This window comes from Halococcus morrhuae DSM 1307 (assembly GCF_000336695.1).
Classification (GTDB): Archaea; Halobacteriota; Halobacteria; order Halobacteriales; family Halococcaceae; genus Halococcus; species Halococcus morrhuae.
In genome coordinates this window covers 24,881-40,279 of the sequence record NZ_AOMC01000166.1, presented here as the reverse complement: position 1 = coordinate 40,279, position 15,399 = coordinate 24,881, and the positions used below count along the sequence as shown (strand labels likewise).

16 protein-coding genes are annotated in these 15,399 nt (G+C 64.4%); 9 read left to right on the top strand and 7 right to left on the bottom strand.

Features of this window, described 5'->3' with window-relative positions:
* Positions 1-74: 74 nt before the first annotated feature.
* Complete coding sequence (locus C448_RS15235) at positions 75-3,509, bottom strand: Eco57I restriction-modification methylase domain-containing protein (protein WP_004056101.1); 3,435 nt, start codon at positions 3,507-3,509, stop codon at positions 75-77.
* A gap of 95 nt (positions 3,510-3,604) precedes the next feature.
* Here C448_RS15235 and C448_RS16420 point away from each other — a divergent pair, with 95 nt between their 5' ends.
* On the top strand, positions 3,605-3,781 hold the full coding sequence (locus C448_RS16420) for a hypothetical protein (RefSeq protein ID WP_004056098.1): 177 nt from the start codon (positions 3,605-3,607) through the stop codon (positions 3,779-3,781).
* Between the two features lie 45 nt (positions 3,782-3,826).
* Positions 3,827-4,819, top strand: a complete 993-nt coding sequence (locus C448_RS15230; protein ID WP_004056096.1) for an aldo/keto reductase — start codon at positions 3,827-3,829, stop codon at positions 4,817-4,819.
* A gap of 1 nt (position 4,820) precedes the next feature.
* Here C448_RS15230 and C448_RS15225 read toward each other — a convergent pair whose 3' ends face one another.
* Positions 4,821-5,165 (bottom strand): hypothetical protein, encoded by a 345-nt coding sequence (locus tag C448_RS15225; protein ID WP_049916394.1) that lies wholly within the window; start codon positions 5,163-5,165, stop codon positions 4,821-4,823.
* A gap of 93 nt (positions 5,166-5,258) precedes the next feature.
* Here C448_RS15225 and C448_RS15220 point away from each other — a divergent pair, with 93 nt between their 5' ends.
* Positions 5,259-5,684, top strand: a complete 426-nt coding sequence (locus C448_RS15220; protein WP_004056092.1) for a hypothetical protein — start codon at positions 5,259-5,261, stop codon at positions 5,682-5,684.
* 38 nt (positions 5,685-5,722) lie between these two features.
* Entirely contained in the window at positions 5,723-5,980 is a 258-nt protein-coding gene (locus C448_RS15215) for a hypothetical protein (protein WP_004056090.1), read from the top strand.
* 148 nt (positions 5,981-6,128) lie between these two features.
* On the opposite strand, the gene C448_RS15210 is transcribed toward C448_RS15215, so the two are convergent.
* Positions 6,129-7,049, bottom strand: a complete 921-nt coding sequence (locus C448_RS15210) for a DMT family transporter (RefSeq protein WP_004056088.1) — start codon at positions 7,047-7,049, stop codon at positions 6,129-6,131.
* Positions 7,050-7,138: 89 nt separating this feature from the next.
* Here C448_RS15210 and C448_RS15205 point away from each other — a divergent pair, with 89 nt between their 5' ends.
* Positions 7,139-7,756: a ribonuclease H family protein gene (locus C448_RS15205; protein WP_004056086.1), complete on the top strand. Its 618-nt coding sequence runs from the start codon at positions 7,139-7,141 to the stop codon at positions 7,754-7,756.
* A 276-nt stretch (positions 7,757-8,032) separates the two neighbouring features.
* On the top strand, positions 8,033-8,950 hold the full coding sequence (locus tag C448_RS15200; RefSeq protein WP_004056084.1) for a biotin--[acetyl-CoA-carboxylase] ligase: 918 nt from the start codon (positions 8,033-8,035) through the stop codon (positions 8,948-8,950).
* On the opposite strand, the gene C448_RS15195 is transcribed toward C448_RS15200, so the two are convergent.
* Both C448_RS15195 and C448_RS15190 read right to left on the bottom strand, forming a co-directional pair.
* On the bottom strand, positions 8,947-9,444 hold the full coding sequence (locus tag C448_RS15195; RefSeq protein ID WP_004056081.1) for a universal stress protein: 498 nt from the start codon (positions 9,442-9,444) through the stop codon (positions 8,947-8,949). The genes C448_RS15200 and C448_RS15195 overlap by 4 nt on opposite strands.
* Positions 9,445-9,469: 25 nt before the next feature.
* Positions 9,470-10,504 (bottom strand): amidohydrolase family protein, encoded by a 1,035-nt coding sequence (locus C448_RS15190; RefSeq protein WP_004056079.1) that lies wholly within the window; start codon positions 10,502-10,504, stop codon positions 9,470-9,472.
* Positions 10,505-10,876: 372 nt separating this feature from the next.
* On the opposite strand from C448_RS15190, the gene C448_RS15185 reads away from it, so the two are divergent.
* Positions 10,877-12,265, top strand: a complete 1,389-nt coding sequence (locus tag C448_RS15185; RefSeq protein ID WP_004056077.1) for a hypothetical protein — start codon at positions 10,877-10,879, stop codon at positions 12,263-12,265.
* Here the strand turns inward: C448_RS15185 and C448_RS15180 are convergent.
* Complete coding sequence (locus C448_RS15180; protein WP_204365484.1) at positions 12,253-12,744, bottom strand: DUF7528 family protein; 492 nt, start codon at positions 12,742-12,744, stop codon at positions 12,253-12,255. The two genes, C448_RS15185 and C448_RS15180, sit on opposite strands and share 13 nt — an antisense overlap.
* Positions 12,745-12,855: 111 nt before the next feature.
* Between C448_RS15180 and C448_RS15175 the strand changes: the two genes are divergently transcribed.
* A complete protein-coding gene (locus C448_RS15175) occupies positions 12,856-13,572 on the top strand; it encodes a DUF7117 family protein (protein ID WP_004056075.1) in 717 nt (238 codons plus the stop codon).
* A gap of 155 nt (positions 13,573-13,727) precedes the next feature.
* A complete protein-coding gene (locus C448_RS15170) occupies positions 13,728-14,414 on the top strand; it encodes a lamin tail domain-containing protein (RefSeq protein ID WP_004056073.1) in 687 nt (228 codons plus the stop codon).
* A gap of 12 nt (positions 14,415-14,426) precedes the next feature.
* Here C448_RS15170 and C448_RS15165 read toward each other — a convergent pair whose 3' ends face one another.
* Positions 14,427-15,371 (bottom strand): bifunctional methylenetetrahydrofolate dehydrogenase/methenyltetrahydrofolate cyclohydrolase, encoded by a 945-nt coding sequence (locus C448_RS15165; protein WP_004056071.1) that lies wholly within the window; start codon positions 15,369-15,371, stop codon positions 14,427-14,429.
* Positions 15,372-15,399: the final 28 nt, after the last annotated feature.

Genomic DNA, 15,399 nt, shown 5'->3' with positions numbered 1-15,399 from the left:
TTCCGATGTCCGTTCGGGCATCGGTTATACAAATTCAGCGCCTGCTGGACGGCGTCGGGACTGTGTCAATGTGATCAACTGAGTTTGGAATCGATAGTAACCACAGAGAGTTTTGGGCTAAGCGTCGTGAACGCGAACCTCAGAACAGCCGAGTTAAAAAGCGCACAGACAAACCGCACATCGATTTCAACTGAGTCAGAGAGTACTGCACCATAAGCGGTGTTCAGAATCAACGAATCACCAGTCGAATCAAACGTAGCTCGCGGTTCCCTAGAAATATCTGGGAAGAGTATCTTAGGGGCGAGAAGGTTCTTGCTGGAGTATGGGAATTCAAACCACTCCTTTCCCATTTCCTCGACTGTCTTTTCGTAGAAGAGGCGCTCTCGAAGCTCACTTTCGTACCCGAGAAAGTGATCTTCCGTTTTCGGATAACTATCTAAGTCAATTGGTCTGAGGCTTCCATCTGGGTTGCTGACGTACGGATATAGAATGGATTTTTGGATATTAACCGACGAATATCGGTGAATATCAGCTCCATCAAGTACCGGACGGAGCAACTCATCCTCAACTGGTATCTCACTCCGCGGAGATTCGAATACGTATGCGTCCTTGAGATTTGTTTTTATTCCGGTAGAAATATCTTCAGTCAATTCATCGAATGGTGTAGAGTCAGATTCTTTTATCGATTCCATCACAGACTGTTCTCCAGCGGACGGGAATATCCACGGTCGATCTGGAATCAGTTTCTCCGTCTGAATAGGATGGGCATCCTCGGTACTTCCGTCAAGGAACATTTCTACTTCTTGCTCAGAAGCATTTTCCAAGTGAGCATACTGAAACTCACTTTGTTGGCTCGCCGACGCGAGAAGAATAAGTGGATATGTGGTTGTTCCTTCGAATACATTTGCGTCCTCAGAATCAAGTATCGCTCTAACGCCGAAGTTTTCGGCTAAATGCTTTTTGAGTCCAGTGCCATAGCTACTGGAGAGGAATCGATTTTGGATAACAAACCCAAACTCTCCTGCCACTGATAGTAGATTCGTCGCTCGTTCCGCAAAGACGGCATACATGTCGTATTTTCCGACAGCGGCTTGGAAGAATTCTCGTTGATATTTTCTCTCCTGTTGGTCGATTCTCTGGAAATCCATCCACGGCGGATTCCCCACAACGGCATCGAACCCCGCACTCGCCAGTCGCTCGCCGTCCATGTCGAAGAAGACCGCGGGGAATTCGAGTTCCCAGTGGAAAAAGCCCTCCTCGTCGGCCATCGCCTGCGCCGCGCGGAACCAGTCGGTCCCTTCGAGCGCGGCCCACTCACTCTCCTCTTCGATGGCGCGGGCCATGCGCTCGATGGCGTCCTCGGGCACGTCGAGTCCGAACTCGCCGGCCGTGTGGACCGTCGCCATCGCCTGCAAGTGCTCGTAGAGCGGATCGTCGCGGATCTCGGCGTAGAGCTCCTCCATCGAATGCACGTCGTCCAGGGTCTCGTTGTCGATGGCGAGCAGCTCGCTCATGTGGTCCATCACCTCCCTGAGCGCGCGCCGGCGGGTCCGGGCGAAATCGGCCAGCGTCATCTGGCCCGATTCGTCGTTCTCGTCGGCGAGCACCTCGGTGATGTCCGAGCCGACGAGGGAGTTCCCGTCCCTGAGGTGGTGATCCAAAAATGCGAGCGGCTGGTCGGCGGCGAGCGTTTCGAGCCACATCGAGAGCTTCGCCAGCTCGACGGCCATCCCGTTGACGTCCACACCATAGATACACTCCCGCGAGATCGTCCGCCGGACCAGCTCCTCGTCGAACAGCGAGCCCGATTCGAGCTCCCGGACGCGCTCCATCATCGCGTCGGCGAGATAACCCGTCGCCTTCGTGAGGAAGTGCCCGCTGCCCATTGCCGGATCCAGGATCTTGAGATCGGTCACGCGCTCCCAGAACGCGACCACGTACTCCTGGGTGCCCGACTCCACGTCGGCGAGTTCGTCCTCGATCTCCTCCAAGAGCGGCCCGACGGTCTCCTCGACGATATACGTCACCACGTAGTCGGGCGTGTAGTACGCCCCCGTGGCCTTGCGCTCGCCGTCGTCGTTCACCACGTAGAGCTCGCCCTGCTCCACAGTTTCAACCGCCTCGGCCACGCTCACCTCGTCGGCGGGCTTCCAGATCTGTCCCCCATCGCCGGCGATCGCAGCCTGCGCCTCGGGCGCGACGGCGAACTCGTGTTCGAGCAAGCCTTCATAAATCGTTCCCAGATGGCGGGTGTCGAGATCGGCGTAGTCCGCGGCGACGTGGCCCTCGTCGGTCTCGGTCGTCGACAGCCGATAGACCACCTCCGCGAGATGGCGGTCCGACACCTCGTTTTCCGCGAGGAACTCGTGGCTCCCCTCGTCGAACAGCCCACCGTTGTACGCGGGAATTCCTAGATCGTCGTTGCCCGAATCGACGAGCGCGAAGAGGTCCTCCAGTCGGCTCCACAGCCCGGTCGAGTGGGATGAAAACTCCCGCTCGAAGTCCGTTTCGTCGGCGCGCTCGCCCACCTCGTCGATGACCTCGCGCCGGAGTTCGTCGAGACTGAAGTTCTCCTCGTACTCAGCCGCCGCACGCGGGTCGTCGGGGTCGATAAGCCCGCGTGATTCCGCGTAGAGCACGAACATCAGCCGATAGAGCAACACCAGCGACTGTTCCTTCAGATCGCCAAGCCGTTCCTCCTCGGCGGGGTCGATATCCATGGTGTTGGTCTCGACGAACCCCTCGCCGAGCACCCGCAGCGCGGTGAACACGTTGTCTTGGAGGTCCTCGCCTAACTCTTGGGCGGCGGTCTCGCTTTCGGACCACACTCGATCGAGAAACGTCGTTCCACCCGACTCCCGGAACGCGGCCGGCCGGAAGAAGACGTAGAAATACTTGAACACCTCCACACTATCGGTTTCGAGCAGGTCGACCAGATCGACCTCGTAGTAGGTCTCGGTCTCGTAGTCCTTCGTCCCGTAGAGCCGCCACTTCTTCCCGTTCGTCAGGATCCCCCACGAGACCGACTCCGGCGTGTGTTCGAGGTAGTATTTGATCTGGTGGGAGGCGTCTCGATAGGAGCGCTGCTCGCCGAAGCGCGCGGTGAAATCGGCGTCCCACTGCTTGGCTTCGAGCACCGACAGCGATTGCCCGTAGATCCCGGCGTACTCCCCGTCGGCTTTCATCGCCGCGGCGGCACGGCGCTCGTCGGCGGAGTCGTACAGCGCCCGGTCGATCGACCCGCGCGCGTCGAGGATCGGCGTCTCGGGAAGCGACTCGTAGCCCAGAATCGAGAGCACCTCATCGATCCAGTGTCGCCGGAGCGGGTCCTCGTCGTAGCTTTCGAGTGTCCCTCGTTCGGCCTCGTAGAGCGCCTGCAGCTCCTCGAAGGCCTGCTCGGCTGCCCCGTCGCAGTCCCACTCGTCCAGCCCGAAGACGCGCTCGTCGAGGTAGTAGCCCGAAAAGAGGTTCGAGTTCCGATACCGACCCGGAAGCGTCGCCTGACTCATTATCCGTCCATCCGGCATCGGCATGCATGAAACCAGGTGATCCGCACCGGCCCGATCGACGGACAGTATATAGATCTCCACGACGAACGCCAGCCATGCCCGTCCCAGGCTACGACCCGGAGGACCTCGACGCCCAACTCGAAGCGGCTGCCGGCGAGGACGAGCTCCGCGCACGCATGACCGACGAGGAGTTCCGACGATACGAAAACGGCGAACATCTGATCGACCTGCTCGACGAGAACGAGATCGACGAACTCCTGGACGACTCGTAGCCGACCCATCCGAACGGTTTTGTCGCCGACCGCCCATCAAACTCCGTGGACTACACGACACTCGGCGCGACCGGCCTCACGGTTTCAGAACTCTGCTTCGGCACGTGGCGCTTCGGCAAGCGCACCGGTGACGTGCTCGAAACCGACGAGGAGCAGGCCCACGAACTGCTCGATCGCGCGGCCGATCACGGCATCAACTTCATCGACACCGCGAACGTCTACGGCGATCCCTCGGGCACCGCCGAGGAGTACATCGGCAACTGGCTCGACGACCGCGATCGCAACGACTACGTGCTCGCTTCGAAGGTCTACTTCGACTACGGCGACGGCCCGAACGAGAGCGGGCTCGGCCGCAAACACATCCGCACGCAGATCGAGGGCACCCTCGACAGGCTCGGCACCGACTACCTCGATCTCTACTACATCCACCGCTTCGACGAGGACACGCCGATCCGCGAAACTCTCAGAACCCTGAACGACCTCGTGCGCAAGGGGAAGGTCAACTATCTCGGAGCCTCGACGATGGCCGGCTGGCAGCTCACGAAGGCGCTCTGGCAGTCCGACGTCGAGAACCTCGAACGGTTCGACGTCACCCAGCCGCTCTTTCACGCCGCCTACTACGAGGACGTCGAGGAATACCTGGAGGTCTGTGCCGACCAAGACCTCGCGGTCTGCCCGTACTCGCCGCTCGCGGGTGGCTTCCTCACAGGAAAGTACGAACGCGCCGGCGAGGGCGTCCACGACGTCGAATCGCCCGACGGTTCGCGGGGCACCTTCGACGAGTTTTTCGACGACTACTACGTCTCCGAGCGCGGCTGGGACGTGCTCGATACGGTCCGTGAGATCGCCGACGAGCTCGACGCCAGCCCGCCACAGGTCGCGCTGCGCTGGCTGATCGAGCGAGAGAAATTCACCTGCGTGCCGATCGTCGGCGCGCGCACGACCGACCAGCTCGACGAGAACGTCGGCGCGGTCGACATTGCCCTCAGCGACGACCAGCGCGGGCGCATCGACGCCGCGCGCGAAGGCGAGCAGTAACTCAGCTGTCGGTCGCGTTCGGCGCTTGGCCGGTTTCGAGACCGTCCTCCTCGGGCACGGTCTCGGTCTCGTCGAATGGCGTCGCCGTTTCTTCGGGCGGTGCCTGGCCCGTTTCGAGCGCCTCGTCCTCGGTCGCCTCGGGACCCGATCCGGCAGCCGCGTCCGTTCCGGCTGCACCACCCTCATCGGTTCCGCCGTCTTCGCCATTGCCGCCCTCTCCACCGCTATCGGTACCCTCGCCATTGCCGCTTCCGTTACCCCCGTCAGTACCCGAACAGCCCGCGAGCACGGCGAATCCGGCGGTGCTCGCCGTGGCGATCCCCGCGAGGTACGATCGTCGATCCATATCGTTCATCCGGATCAGGAGAGCGAACAAAAGCGTTCTGCGTTGTGCCGATCCGGCCGTGGGGTTTAGTGCGCACGTCGCCAATCGCCGTCGATGGCGTCCGACGACTACCGCGACATCCGTTCGATCGCCGTCCATCGGGAGGACGTCGTGACGGCCCTCGAAGCGAACCGGCGAGGCGATTCTGGGGCAGTGCTGCGGGTGACGCCGCCGTTCAGCGGGCGGATGCGTGCCCGACTCCACGTCGAGCACGATGGCGAGTACGATGCGACTCCAACACCGATCCACATTCCGCCGTCGCGACTCGTCGACGATCCGCCCGCGTATCCGACACCCGACGCGACCGAGAAGCGCCTGCGGAACGATGCCGACGCCGACTATACTGTCGAGCGCCACCACGAGCGTCACGCGGCGGCGGTGGCGGACTGGCGCGAGGGCGTCGCGGACGCTATCGTCGAGTCGGTCACGCTTGACGGCGCGTCCGGTCCCCACCGAGTCGCCGTCACGGTGCTCGGCTAGTCGGCACGCTTTATTCGTCGGCCCGCACAGAACGCCTCATGAACGATGAACGATCGATACTCAGCCACGAGGAGCGCGCGGTCGCGGCCGCGCTCGCGGCGGGCACCGATCCGGTGACGATTGCCAACGAGCGCGATAGCTCCGTCACGGAGATCGAGGCCGCCATCGATCGCATCCGCGAGAAGACCGAGCGCGCGTTCGCCACGATCGCCGAAAGCCCCTTCACGAACGATCTCGCCGCCGATCTCGATCCCGACCGCCGCGCCGAACTCCGTGCCGCTCTCGACGACGCCTGACGACACGTTTACTGCTCGATTGCCTTTCGAGTATGTGATTTGTGGAGACGTTACCTTGCTAGCAACACGATCCCAGGCTCCAACGGGAGGACGCGCGCCACTGCCCTCCGTCGTCTGTGGCGTTTCGTGCGAGGGACAGGGTTTGTATTCACTCGCTGGAGAGCGCGGCGCGGAGCCGTGGGAGTTCGTTGGCGATGGCACGGCGCTTCAGGAGGACGAACCCGGCGAAGATGATCACGAAGCCGACGACGGTGATGGCGTCGATGACTTCACCGAGAAAGAGCGCACCCGTGAGCGCCGCGAACACCGGCGCGACGTAGGAGACGAGGTTGATCTCGACCGGGCCGAGCCGGGAGAGCAGATCGAAGTAGATGAGAAAGCCGATCGCGCTCGCGCCGACCGAGAGATAGACGAGCGCCGCGACGCCGGGAACGGCGATCGAGACGTCGGCGAGCGATTCGGCCGAGAGCGCGCTCGCGGCGTGTAACACGACGGCACCGATCACCATCGACCACGCCTCCATCGTCGGTGCGGGAAGCGATGCGGAAACCCGCTCCGTGAAGACGCTACCGAGCGCGAAGGAGACGGCCGCCGCGAAGACGAACGCCTTCGGGACGAGATCGCCGCCGAGGAGGCTCTCGGGCGTCGGACGCGTCAGGACGGCGACGCCGACCAGTCCGAGGAGGATGCCGACGACACCGACCGCCGAGAGGCGCTCGCTCGGGAGGAACGCGCGGGCGAACGCCGGCGTCAACACCGGCGAGAGGCTGACGATGACCGCCGCGACGGCGCTCGTGGTGTTCTGCTCGCCGATGAACAACAGCGCGTGATAGCCCGCGATGATGAACACGCCGCCGACGACGACGAGCAGCCACTCCCGCGTCCCCTGCGGCCGCAGGCGGTCGGTCACGACGGCCGCGTAGCCGAGCATGATGACGGCGGCGAGATCGAAGCGAAACGCCGCGAACAGAACTGGCGGGAAAAAGGACAATCCGGCCTTGATAGCCATGAACGCGGTGCCCCACAGCCCAGCGAGAACGACGAACGCGACGAAATTACGATAGCGCATGGTCGGTCTCCGATTGGCCGTCGTCTGAACGTTTCGCTCTCGGCACGTGCCGTCGTATCGTTTAAGTTAGGAGGGTGCCAATTCGGTGCATGGCCGCCTACGGTCGGCCGACATTACGTGATCTCTTCGACGACTCGCCCACCCCGCACATCGCCCACCCGCCGCGAACCCATCACCGTGGGTTCTACGTCGCCACCGACGGCTCCTTTCGAGCCACGGGCGGCGGTCTCGGCGTCGTCATCGAAACCCGCGACGGCGAGCGCGTCGCACGGATCGCCCTGCCGGACCACGCGCCGGACAACAACGTCGCCGAATACCGCGCGCTCCATCTCGGCCTCGACATACTCGCCGCCAGAGCGCCACGCGACGCCCGTATCGGCGTGCTCGTCGACCACGACGTGCTCGCAGCCAACGCCAACCGCACGCTGCTCGCGACCGACGACGGCTGGCGTCCCGACGAACCGCTCCCGGTGCCCGAACGCTCCAGAAACCACTGGCGCGGCATCCAGGCACGCCTGCACGGGTTCGACGACTGCCGAGTCGCACGCATTCGGAGCGCCGAAAACCCCGCCCATCCGCTCGCGAACGCCCCACGGCAGTACAGCCACGTCAACGACGAAGCGGACCGCTGCGTGCTTCCAACCGCCGTCGACACCGACGAGCTGATCCCGCCGCCTTCGCGTGCCGATCGCCCCGCGAGTGACTAAAACCCACTTTTTTAGACGGGGGCATCGCGCGCTCGTTTCACTCGCGCGGATGCCAACTTCTTCCGCCAACCGTACAACACCGCAGAAGCCCTCGCTCCCTCACGTTCGTTCGGTCGCTCGCCCTTCATCCGCCAGGAGAGCAAACTCTCCTGAGCCTCGGCTCGCGTCGCTCGCCGAGACGCCAGGACCGCACCGCAACCGCGCCGCGGCCGGCGGCCGCATGCTTCGGAAATCGCCATCGGCCACCATTTATCCGTCGGCGATCGTAGCCGATCCATGAACGAAACGCGCCGCGCGGTGCTCGCTGCCATCGCCGACGAGGCGGTGTCCGGACCCGATCTCGCGGCCCGCCTCGGCGTCTCGCGCGCGGCAGTCTGGAAACACATCGAGGCGCTGCGCGAGGCGGGCTTCACGATCGAGAGCGACGGCGGCTATCGGTTGATCGAGGTCCCCGACTACGGCGGTTCGGCGATCGAGTTCGATCTCGATGCCCCGTTCACGGTCGAGTATCACGACAGTCTACCGAGCACGAACGCTCGCGCGCGCGAACTCGCCGCCGAGGGCGAAACGGACGTCGCGGTGATCGCGAACGAACAGACCGGCGGCCGCGGGCGACTCGATCGTGCGTGGCGCTCGCCGCCCGGTGGCATCTGGTTGAGCGTGCTCTGCCGTCCCGATCTGCCGCCGGCCCACGCCCCCGTGCTGACGCTCGCGGCGGCGGTCGCAGTCACGAAAACCGCCCGGGAGCACGGCGTCGAGGCAGGTATCAAGTGGCCGAACGACGTGCTCGTTGGGGACGAAGAAACGAAACTCGCGGGCATCCTCACCGAGATGGAGGGCGAGGCCGACCGCGTCTCGTGGGTCGTCGTCGGTATCGGCATCAACGTCGATCCGACGGGACTCCCCGAGGATGCGACCGGGTTGTGCGCCCACGTGGACGACATCGATCGGCGCGCGTTCGTCCAGGGCCTCCTCGAACGGTTCGACGCGCTCCGTGCGGACCCGGAGGGAGCGCTCGCGGCGTGGCGCGAGCACGCGCTCACGCTGGACCGACGGGTGCGCGTCACGAGCGGTGACGAGACGATCGTCGGGACGGCACGCGACGTGGAGTTCCCCGGTACGCTGGTCATCGCGACCGACGACGGGCCGGTGCGCGTGCACGCCGGCGACTGCGACCACCTGCGTCCCGCCTAAGAATCGGTGTCAGTATCGGTGTCGGTATCAGCATCGGTATCAGCATCGGCGTCGTCGACGTCCGAGCGCTTCGGCACGCGGACGGTGAGGACGGGGACTTCCGAGGTGCGGACGACGCGCTCGGCGACACTACCCAGGAGGAGGCGATCGATGCCGCCGCGGCCGTGCGTGCCCATCACGATGAGATCGCAGTCGGTCCCGTCGGCGTAGTCGACGATCTCGGCGCTCGGGCGACCATCGAGCAGAACGCGCTCGGTGAGGTGATCGCCGACGTGCTCTGCGGCCCGATCGAGCGCCGCCTCGCCCTGATCGTTCATCATCGCGTCCAGCCCGCCGATGGCGGTATCGCCCGGCAGCCCGGTGTAACCCGCTGTGTTGATGACGTACAGCGCGTGGAGCTCGGCGTCGTGCGCCGCGGCAAGACCGTTGGCGTGATCGAGAACGGCATCGACCTCCGGCGAACCGTCGGTCGGCACGAGGATACGCTCGTACATGAATCAGTGTTCGCACCAGTTCGTGTTAACTGTTGTCGCTGTTATCGGTGGGAACCACCACCCGTTCGACATCGCTCACGCCTGCCCGACGGACCACCGCCCGCGCCGGATCGCGTGCACCAGCGAGGTTGTGCGAGTCGCCGTCGAGCACGCACAGCCGTGCCGTGTTGCCCGTCTCGATGGCCACGTCCATATCGAGGAGTTCCGCGCCGTTGATCGTCGCCATCCGCAGGATCTCGTGGGCCGAGAGATCGGTGAGCTTCGCGGTGAACTCCATCTCGCGGAACATCGAGGCGCTGTTGAGCATCGCGTTGTCGGTCCCGAGCGCCACGGTCGTGTGCTCGGCGAGCTCCGCGATCGGCGGGAGACCGACACCGGTCACGAGGTTCGAACGGGGACAGACGACGACCGGCCAGCCCTCCTCGTCGAGTCGATCGAAGTGGTCCGACTGGGCGTAGACCATGTGGACCAGGAAGTCGGGGTCGAGTGCGAACGCCGCGTCGATGTCGTCGGCATCGCGCTCGCCAGCGTGGATGCCGAACAGTTTCCCGGCCTCACGGGTCGCTTCACGCTCGTCGGCGAAGTCGGCGTCGCGCGCGCCGCTTGCGCCGAAGCCGTCGCTGGCCTCCATCGCTGCGATCGATTCGCGGCCAAGCACCGTCGCGTCGACGGGTAGGTCAGTGAGTGCATCCTCGATTGCGCGCACACCGTCGACGCCACCCTCGCGGAACTCGCAGAAGGCGGCCGTGCCACTATCGTGCATGAACTGAATCGTTCGCTCCATCCCGGCGACGAGTTCCTCGTGGCTCGCTTCCCGGAGCAGCCGGTGTTTCAGGCCGTCAGGGGGTGCGACGAGTTCGTCGAGGTTCAGCCCGCCGCCGGCCTCCTTGGCGATCGAGTCGCCGATGTGGGTGTGCGCGTTGACGAACGCCGGCGAGACGATCCGGTCGGCGTCGGTCGTGGTCTCCTCGATGGCTTCGATGCGGCCGTCCTCGACGACGATGCGCCCCTCGATCGGCTCGAACTCGTGGCCCCTGAGTATCGTGCCCTCGATTTCCATGCCCGCGTTCGGTCGTCGTTCGCCTTGAATCGCACTGTCGTTAGCGCTCACATACTCATCATTGTGATCGGCGCGCGCTCGTGCTCGTGTGCGAACGAAGTGAGCACCGAGCGCGAACACTGCGCGAGGGATGAGCGAACGAGCGTAGCGAGTGAGCGAATCGGCTGGGGAGGTATGTGGGCTGTTGCGGTGCGGTCGTATCCGCGCGAACGCAGTGAGCGGGGTTCACCGTGAGCGAGGCCGAAGGCCGAGCGAACGGTCCTTTTTAGTCCAGGTTTTTGCGACGAGTGGTGCGCGAGCGCAGCGAGCGCACCCGAGGAGTAAAAAAGTGGGACGAAAGCCATTAACGGCCCCCGCGTACATCTGGGTGCGATGGCCGGTGGTCAGCGTCGTGCGTCGTTGTTCTCGCTGCGTGAGATCCTCGCCATCGGGTGGGTGACGACCGCGACGGTGGTGTTCTTCAACGTCTTCCTCAAATATGTCAACGGTCAGTTGCTCGGCAACGCCCGCGGTGTGCCGGAGTTCTGGCCGATCAGCATCTTCGCGTTTCGGATCGGTGGGTTGCGTCCCGGCTGGGCGATTCCGACCCTGATCGCCGCGGTCGTCGTGTTCGCGCTGGCGGTGGTGTATCTCCATCGCGGTGGCACCAGTATCGTGCCGATCGTGGTTGCCGGGCTCGTGCTGGTGGTACTCACGAACCTACTGCACGGGATCAATCACGGGTTCGTCGCGCCGCTGGCCACGCGCGAGGGCTACTATCAGCTCGCGCCGCAGATCGCCGACCCGCTCGCGTTCGTCGGGAGCTACGAGGCGAACCAACTGTCCTACGTCGTCCACGCGAAGACCCACCCGCCGGGAGCGGTGCTCACGTTCACCTTCTTGGCCCGGTTGTTCGGCTCGCGTGCGGCCGTCGCGGTCGTCATCGCGCTCGTCTCGGTGCCGATCTCGGCGTACCTGTTCTACCGACTGGTCGGGACGTACTACCGACGGAGCGTCGCCCAGTATACCACGCTGCTGTTCGTGCTCCTGCCGGCAATCCAGATCTACTATCTGGCCTCGCTCGACGCGCTCATCACGACGCTCGTGCTCGCCACGATCTACCTGTTCACCCGCGAGTCGCGCTGGATGACCCTCTGTGCGTTCGTCCCGCTGCTCGTCGTCTCTTTCCAACTGTTTCTGTTCGTCTTCGTGCTCCCCGTGCTCGCGGGGATCGCGTTCTTCCGGCGGGAGAAGATCGCCCCGCTGGCGGGGATCGTTCTCGGGATCGGTGGATTCTATCTGCTCGTCGACGCGACGCTCGGCTACAACTACGTCGAGAGTTTCCTCATCGCCTCGAACCAGCAGAACCCCGGCGGGTTCATGCTGCTGGCCGAGCCGGCGCGCTACGTCTTCACCCGGTTCGAGGACGTCGCCGAGCTCGCGCTGTTCCTCACGCCGTTTCTGTGCCTGCTCGCCGTGCGCGGGTTGGGCGCGCTCTGGAGGGACGTGGGCGGTCGACGACTCGCGTCGAACACCCGCGAGCGCGAGCCGTTCGTGATGGCCACGGTTGCCCTCGTCGGATTTGTCGCACTGCTCGCGGCGGGCGTCTATCACACCGGCGAGACCGCCCGCGGCGCGATGTTCATGTATCCCTTCCTGTTGCTCCCGATCGCGGCCGCCATCGATCGCATCGACGCGACGTGGCGGGCGAAGGGGTTGCTCGCGGCGGCGGTGTTCGGCCAGTCGCTCGTGATGCAGCTGATCGGCAACTACCTCTGGTGATCCTTCGCGCCGGTCAGGGGTTGTCGGGCGACGAGCGCGCAGCCGAACCCGGGGTGCTCGGCGAGGTGACGCACCACGAGATGGCAGCGACTGCCGGTGAGACCTGACTGTTCGACGTCGTCGGCGGTGAACCGTTCCGGTAGCGACTCGTACAGTTGCCGTAGTTCGTCGAAGCGGTCGAAGACCTTGCGGTGGCCCGTCGAATCGGCACCGCGCCGTGCGACGACGTACGAGCCATCGGAGCGGTGCGTGCCGACGGTGTGGACGAACGCGCGACGCTCGGCCAGCGCCCCGTCGAGCGCGCGGCGCAGCGAGGCGGCGGCGTCCCTATCGAGTTCGTGCGAGCGCCCATCGAACGAGACGACGACCGTTTCGTCCGTCGTCCGGACCGTTACCTCATCGCCGGAGAATTTCTCGACCAGGAGCGTGCTGACTCCGTGCCATACGCCCTCTGGACTCCACGGCGACTTAAATCCCATCGACGGTTTCGACAGTGGTTCGCCAGCGGGTATCCCGGCACGTCGATCGCGGACCACCAGCGTGGTCCGGCGGATACCCGTGCTTTTGAGTGCGGCAGTCCTATCGTGTCCATGCGCATCCGTGGCGAGCGCGAGTGCAAGGACTGCGGGACGCGGTGGTCGTACTACGAGACCGGGACGCCGGACTGTCCGAACTGCGGCAGCCTGCACAGCGTCGGCGTCGGCGATCGTGCCCAGCACACCGCGAGCACGGCCGCACTCGATCTCTCGCCGGCGCGCAACCTGCTCGGCGATGGGGATGGGGACGTGCGCGCCGCGGCCGAACGAGCCGCTGAGGATTGCCGGACGTTCACCCGCCAGCACGGCTTCATCGATGCGGGCGAACTCGCGTCGCTCGACGAGACCTACGTCGGCGCGCTCGAACTCCGCGCGGTCGCCGACGAACTCGCGCGCGCGATGCGGACCGACGACGCCGAGGAGAGATACTTTCTCGCGCTGTTGGGGGGCGTCGACGATGGCGAGCGCCCCGCACCCACCGAAGTCCCGGAATCGCTCCGGGCAGCCCGCGGATTGGCCGCGGCGAAAGCCGTCCAGGAGTATCGTAGCGACGCGGGTTCGTATCTCGACGACCACCCCGACGAGGCAGTGCGGGCGGCGTTCGGCACGCTCGGCGAGCACCGGAAACGGATCGAAGCGCTCGACGGCGACGTGCCGCCCACAACCGCCGACCGCCTCGTTCGCGTCGCACGTGAATTGGGCACCTATCTCCGCGCTGGCGACGAGAGTGCACTCGTGACTGCCCGCGACCGTCTTTCACGGCTCGGATGAGTCGGCACCGAGCCGCGTCATCGTTTCATTACCGTCCGCTGAGTGGTGGCAGTACCCATGTCAGCACAGATCCTTCGTCACGCCTGCTATCCGTACACAGGCAGTGATCTGGATAAGTAGACAGCCTTTTAGTATTGTATTACTTAAGAGTGAGTATGTCTGATAGCACGGATAGCTTCGGGAGACGTACGTTTCTGTACGGTGCGGGAAGCATCACGCTCACGAGCGTGCTCGCTGGCTGTAGCGGCGGTTCGAGCGGCGACAACGGCTCCGGAAACGGAACGGGAACGGAGGGTGGGGCCGCCACGGAGGCCGCAACCGACACCGAGAGCGGGACCGAACTGACGGACAGCGATACCGACACCGACACAGATACCGAAACGGAAACCGACAGCGACACAGAAACGGACGCCGAAACGGAAACGGACGCCGATACCGACACCGGAACTGAAACCGAGGAATCGGAGACGGACGACGATGACGACGACGAAAACTACGGGGGTCGCGATTCCGAGCGTCTGACGTACGGCGAGATTCGGCAGCAGCCGCCGAGCACGCTAGACAATCTCAACCAGGAGTACGTCGAGCTTATCAACGCAAGCGGCTCGACGATCGATCTTTCGGGCTACACACTCACCTACGGCGACGGCGCGAAGTATACCTTCGACGATGGTTTCCAACTCGACGTCGATCAGCCCGTCACCGTTCACACCGGTAGTGGCGATGACAGCGACACCGACGTCTACGTCGGTCGCGACGAGGTCGCCCTGGACTACCAGGGTCCCGACAAGGTCACGGTGAAGAACGCGGACGGTACCGTCGTGCTCGAAGCGACCGCCTGAGGGACGGATCTCTCACGGCAGGGAGACGTCGACGTCCTCCTGTTGGCTCGCGGCCTTCACGGTGTTGTAGAGCAGCATTGCGCGCGTCATCGGGCCGACACCGCCCGGCACAGGAGTGATGGCGCTCGCCTTCTCCTTCGCCGAGTCGAACTCGACGTCGCCGACGAGTTCGTACCCCTTCTCGGTGTCGTCAGAACTCGACGAGTTCTGACTGCTCGACGAGCGTTGCTCGTCGGTGTCGGCATCGACGCGGTTGACGCCGACATCGATCACCGTCGTGCCTTCCGAGAGCATCGAGCCGTCGACGAGTTCGGGCGCGCCGACCGCCGCGACGACGATGTCCGCTCGCCGGGTCTTTTCGGCAAGGTCCTGTGTGCGGGAGTGACAGACGGTGACGGTGGCGTTGCCGCCGTCGGTCTTCTGCATGAGGAGGTTCGCGAGCGGCTTGCCGACGATGCGCGAGCGCCCGACGATGGTGACGTCCTTCCCTTCGGGATCGACGTCGGCCGCGTCGAGCAGTTTCTGCACACCGTGGGGCGTACAGGGTTTGAATCGAGCGTCACCGGCGACGAGTCGGCCGACGTTCTCGGGGTGGAACCCGTCGACGTCCTTCGCGGGATCGATACGTCGGATGACTTCCCGATAATCGATCTGGTCCGGTACCGGGTCCTGGACGAGATAGCCGTGAACACTCGAATCGTCGTTGAGGTCGTCGATCGTGTCGTAGAGCTCGTCGGGCGCGGCGTCGCCGTCGAGCTCGACGTGGATGCCGTTCATCCCGACCTCCTCGCAGTCGCGCTGTTTCATCGAGACGTAGGTCTCGCTCGCGGGGTCGTCGCCGACCAGCACCGTCGCGAGCCCGGGCGTGACGCCCGCATTGTCGAGCGTGTCGACGCAGTCCTCGAGATCGGCGCGAATCCCGTCGGCGACGGCGTTGCCGTCGATGACGTTCGTCATAGAGGGCAGCGGATTGCCGCACTAATCA

Coding starts and splice junctions, on each gene's coding strand:
- C448_RS15235 (WP_004056101.1), bottom strand. CDS start 3,509: ATGAGTCAGGCGACGCTTCCGGGTCGGTATCGGAACTCGAACCTCTTT.
- C448_RS16420 (WP_004056098.1), top strand. CDS start 3,605: ATGCCCGTCCCAGGCTACGACCCGGAGGACCTCGACGCCCAACTCGAA.
- C448_RS15225 (WP_049916394.1), bottom strand. CDS start 5,165: ATGGATCGACGATCGTACCTCGCGGGGATCGCCACGGCGAGCACCGCC.
- C448_RS15220 (WP_004056092.1), top strand. CDS start 5,259: ATGGCGTCCGACGACTACCGCGACATCCGTTCGATCGCCGTCCATCGG.
- C448_RS15215 (WP_004056090.1), top strand. CDS start 5,723: ATGAACGATGAACGATCGATACTCAGCCACGAGGAGCGCGCGGTCGCG.
- C448_RS15210 (WP_004056088.1), bottom strand. CDS start 7,049: ATGCGCTATCGTAATTTCGTCGCGTTCGTCGTTCTCGCTGGGCTGTGG.
- C448_RS15205 (WP_004056086.1), top strand. CDS start 7,139: ATGGCCGCCTACGGTCGGCCGACATTACGTGATCTCTTCGACGACTCG.
- C448_RS15200 (WP_004056084.1), top strand. CDS start 8,033: ATGAACGAAACGCGCCGCGCGGTGCTCGCTGCCATCGCCGACGAGGCG.
- C448_RS15195 (WP_004056081.1), bottom strand. CDS start 9,444: ATGTACGAGCGTATCCTCGTGCCGACCGACGGTTCGCCGGAGGTCGAT.
- C448_RS15190 (WP_004056079.1), bottom strand. CDS start 10,504: ATGGAAATCGAGGGCACGATACTCAGGGGCCACGAGTTCGAGCCGATC.
- C448_RS15185 (WP_004056077.1), top strand. CDS start 10,877: ATGGCCGGTGGTCAGCGTCGTGCGTCGTTGTTCTCGCTGCGTGAGATC.
- C448_RS15180 (WP_204365484.1), bottom strand. CDS start 12,744: ATGGGATTTAAGTCGCCGTGGAGTCCAGAGGGCGTATGGCACGGAGTC.
- C448_RS15175 (WP_004056075.1), top strand. CDS start 12,856: ATGCGCATCCGTGGCGAGCGCGAGTGCAAGGACTGCGGGACGCGGTGG.
- C448_RS15170 (WP_004056073.1), top strand. CDS start 13,728: ATGTCTGATAGCACGGATAGCTTCGGGAGACGTACGTTTCTGTACGGT.
- C448_RS15165 (WP_004056071.1), bottom strand. CDS start 15,371: ATGACGAACGTCATCGACGGCAACGCCGTCGCCGACGGGATTCGCGCC.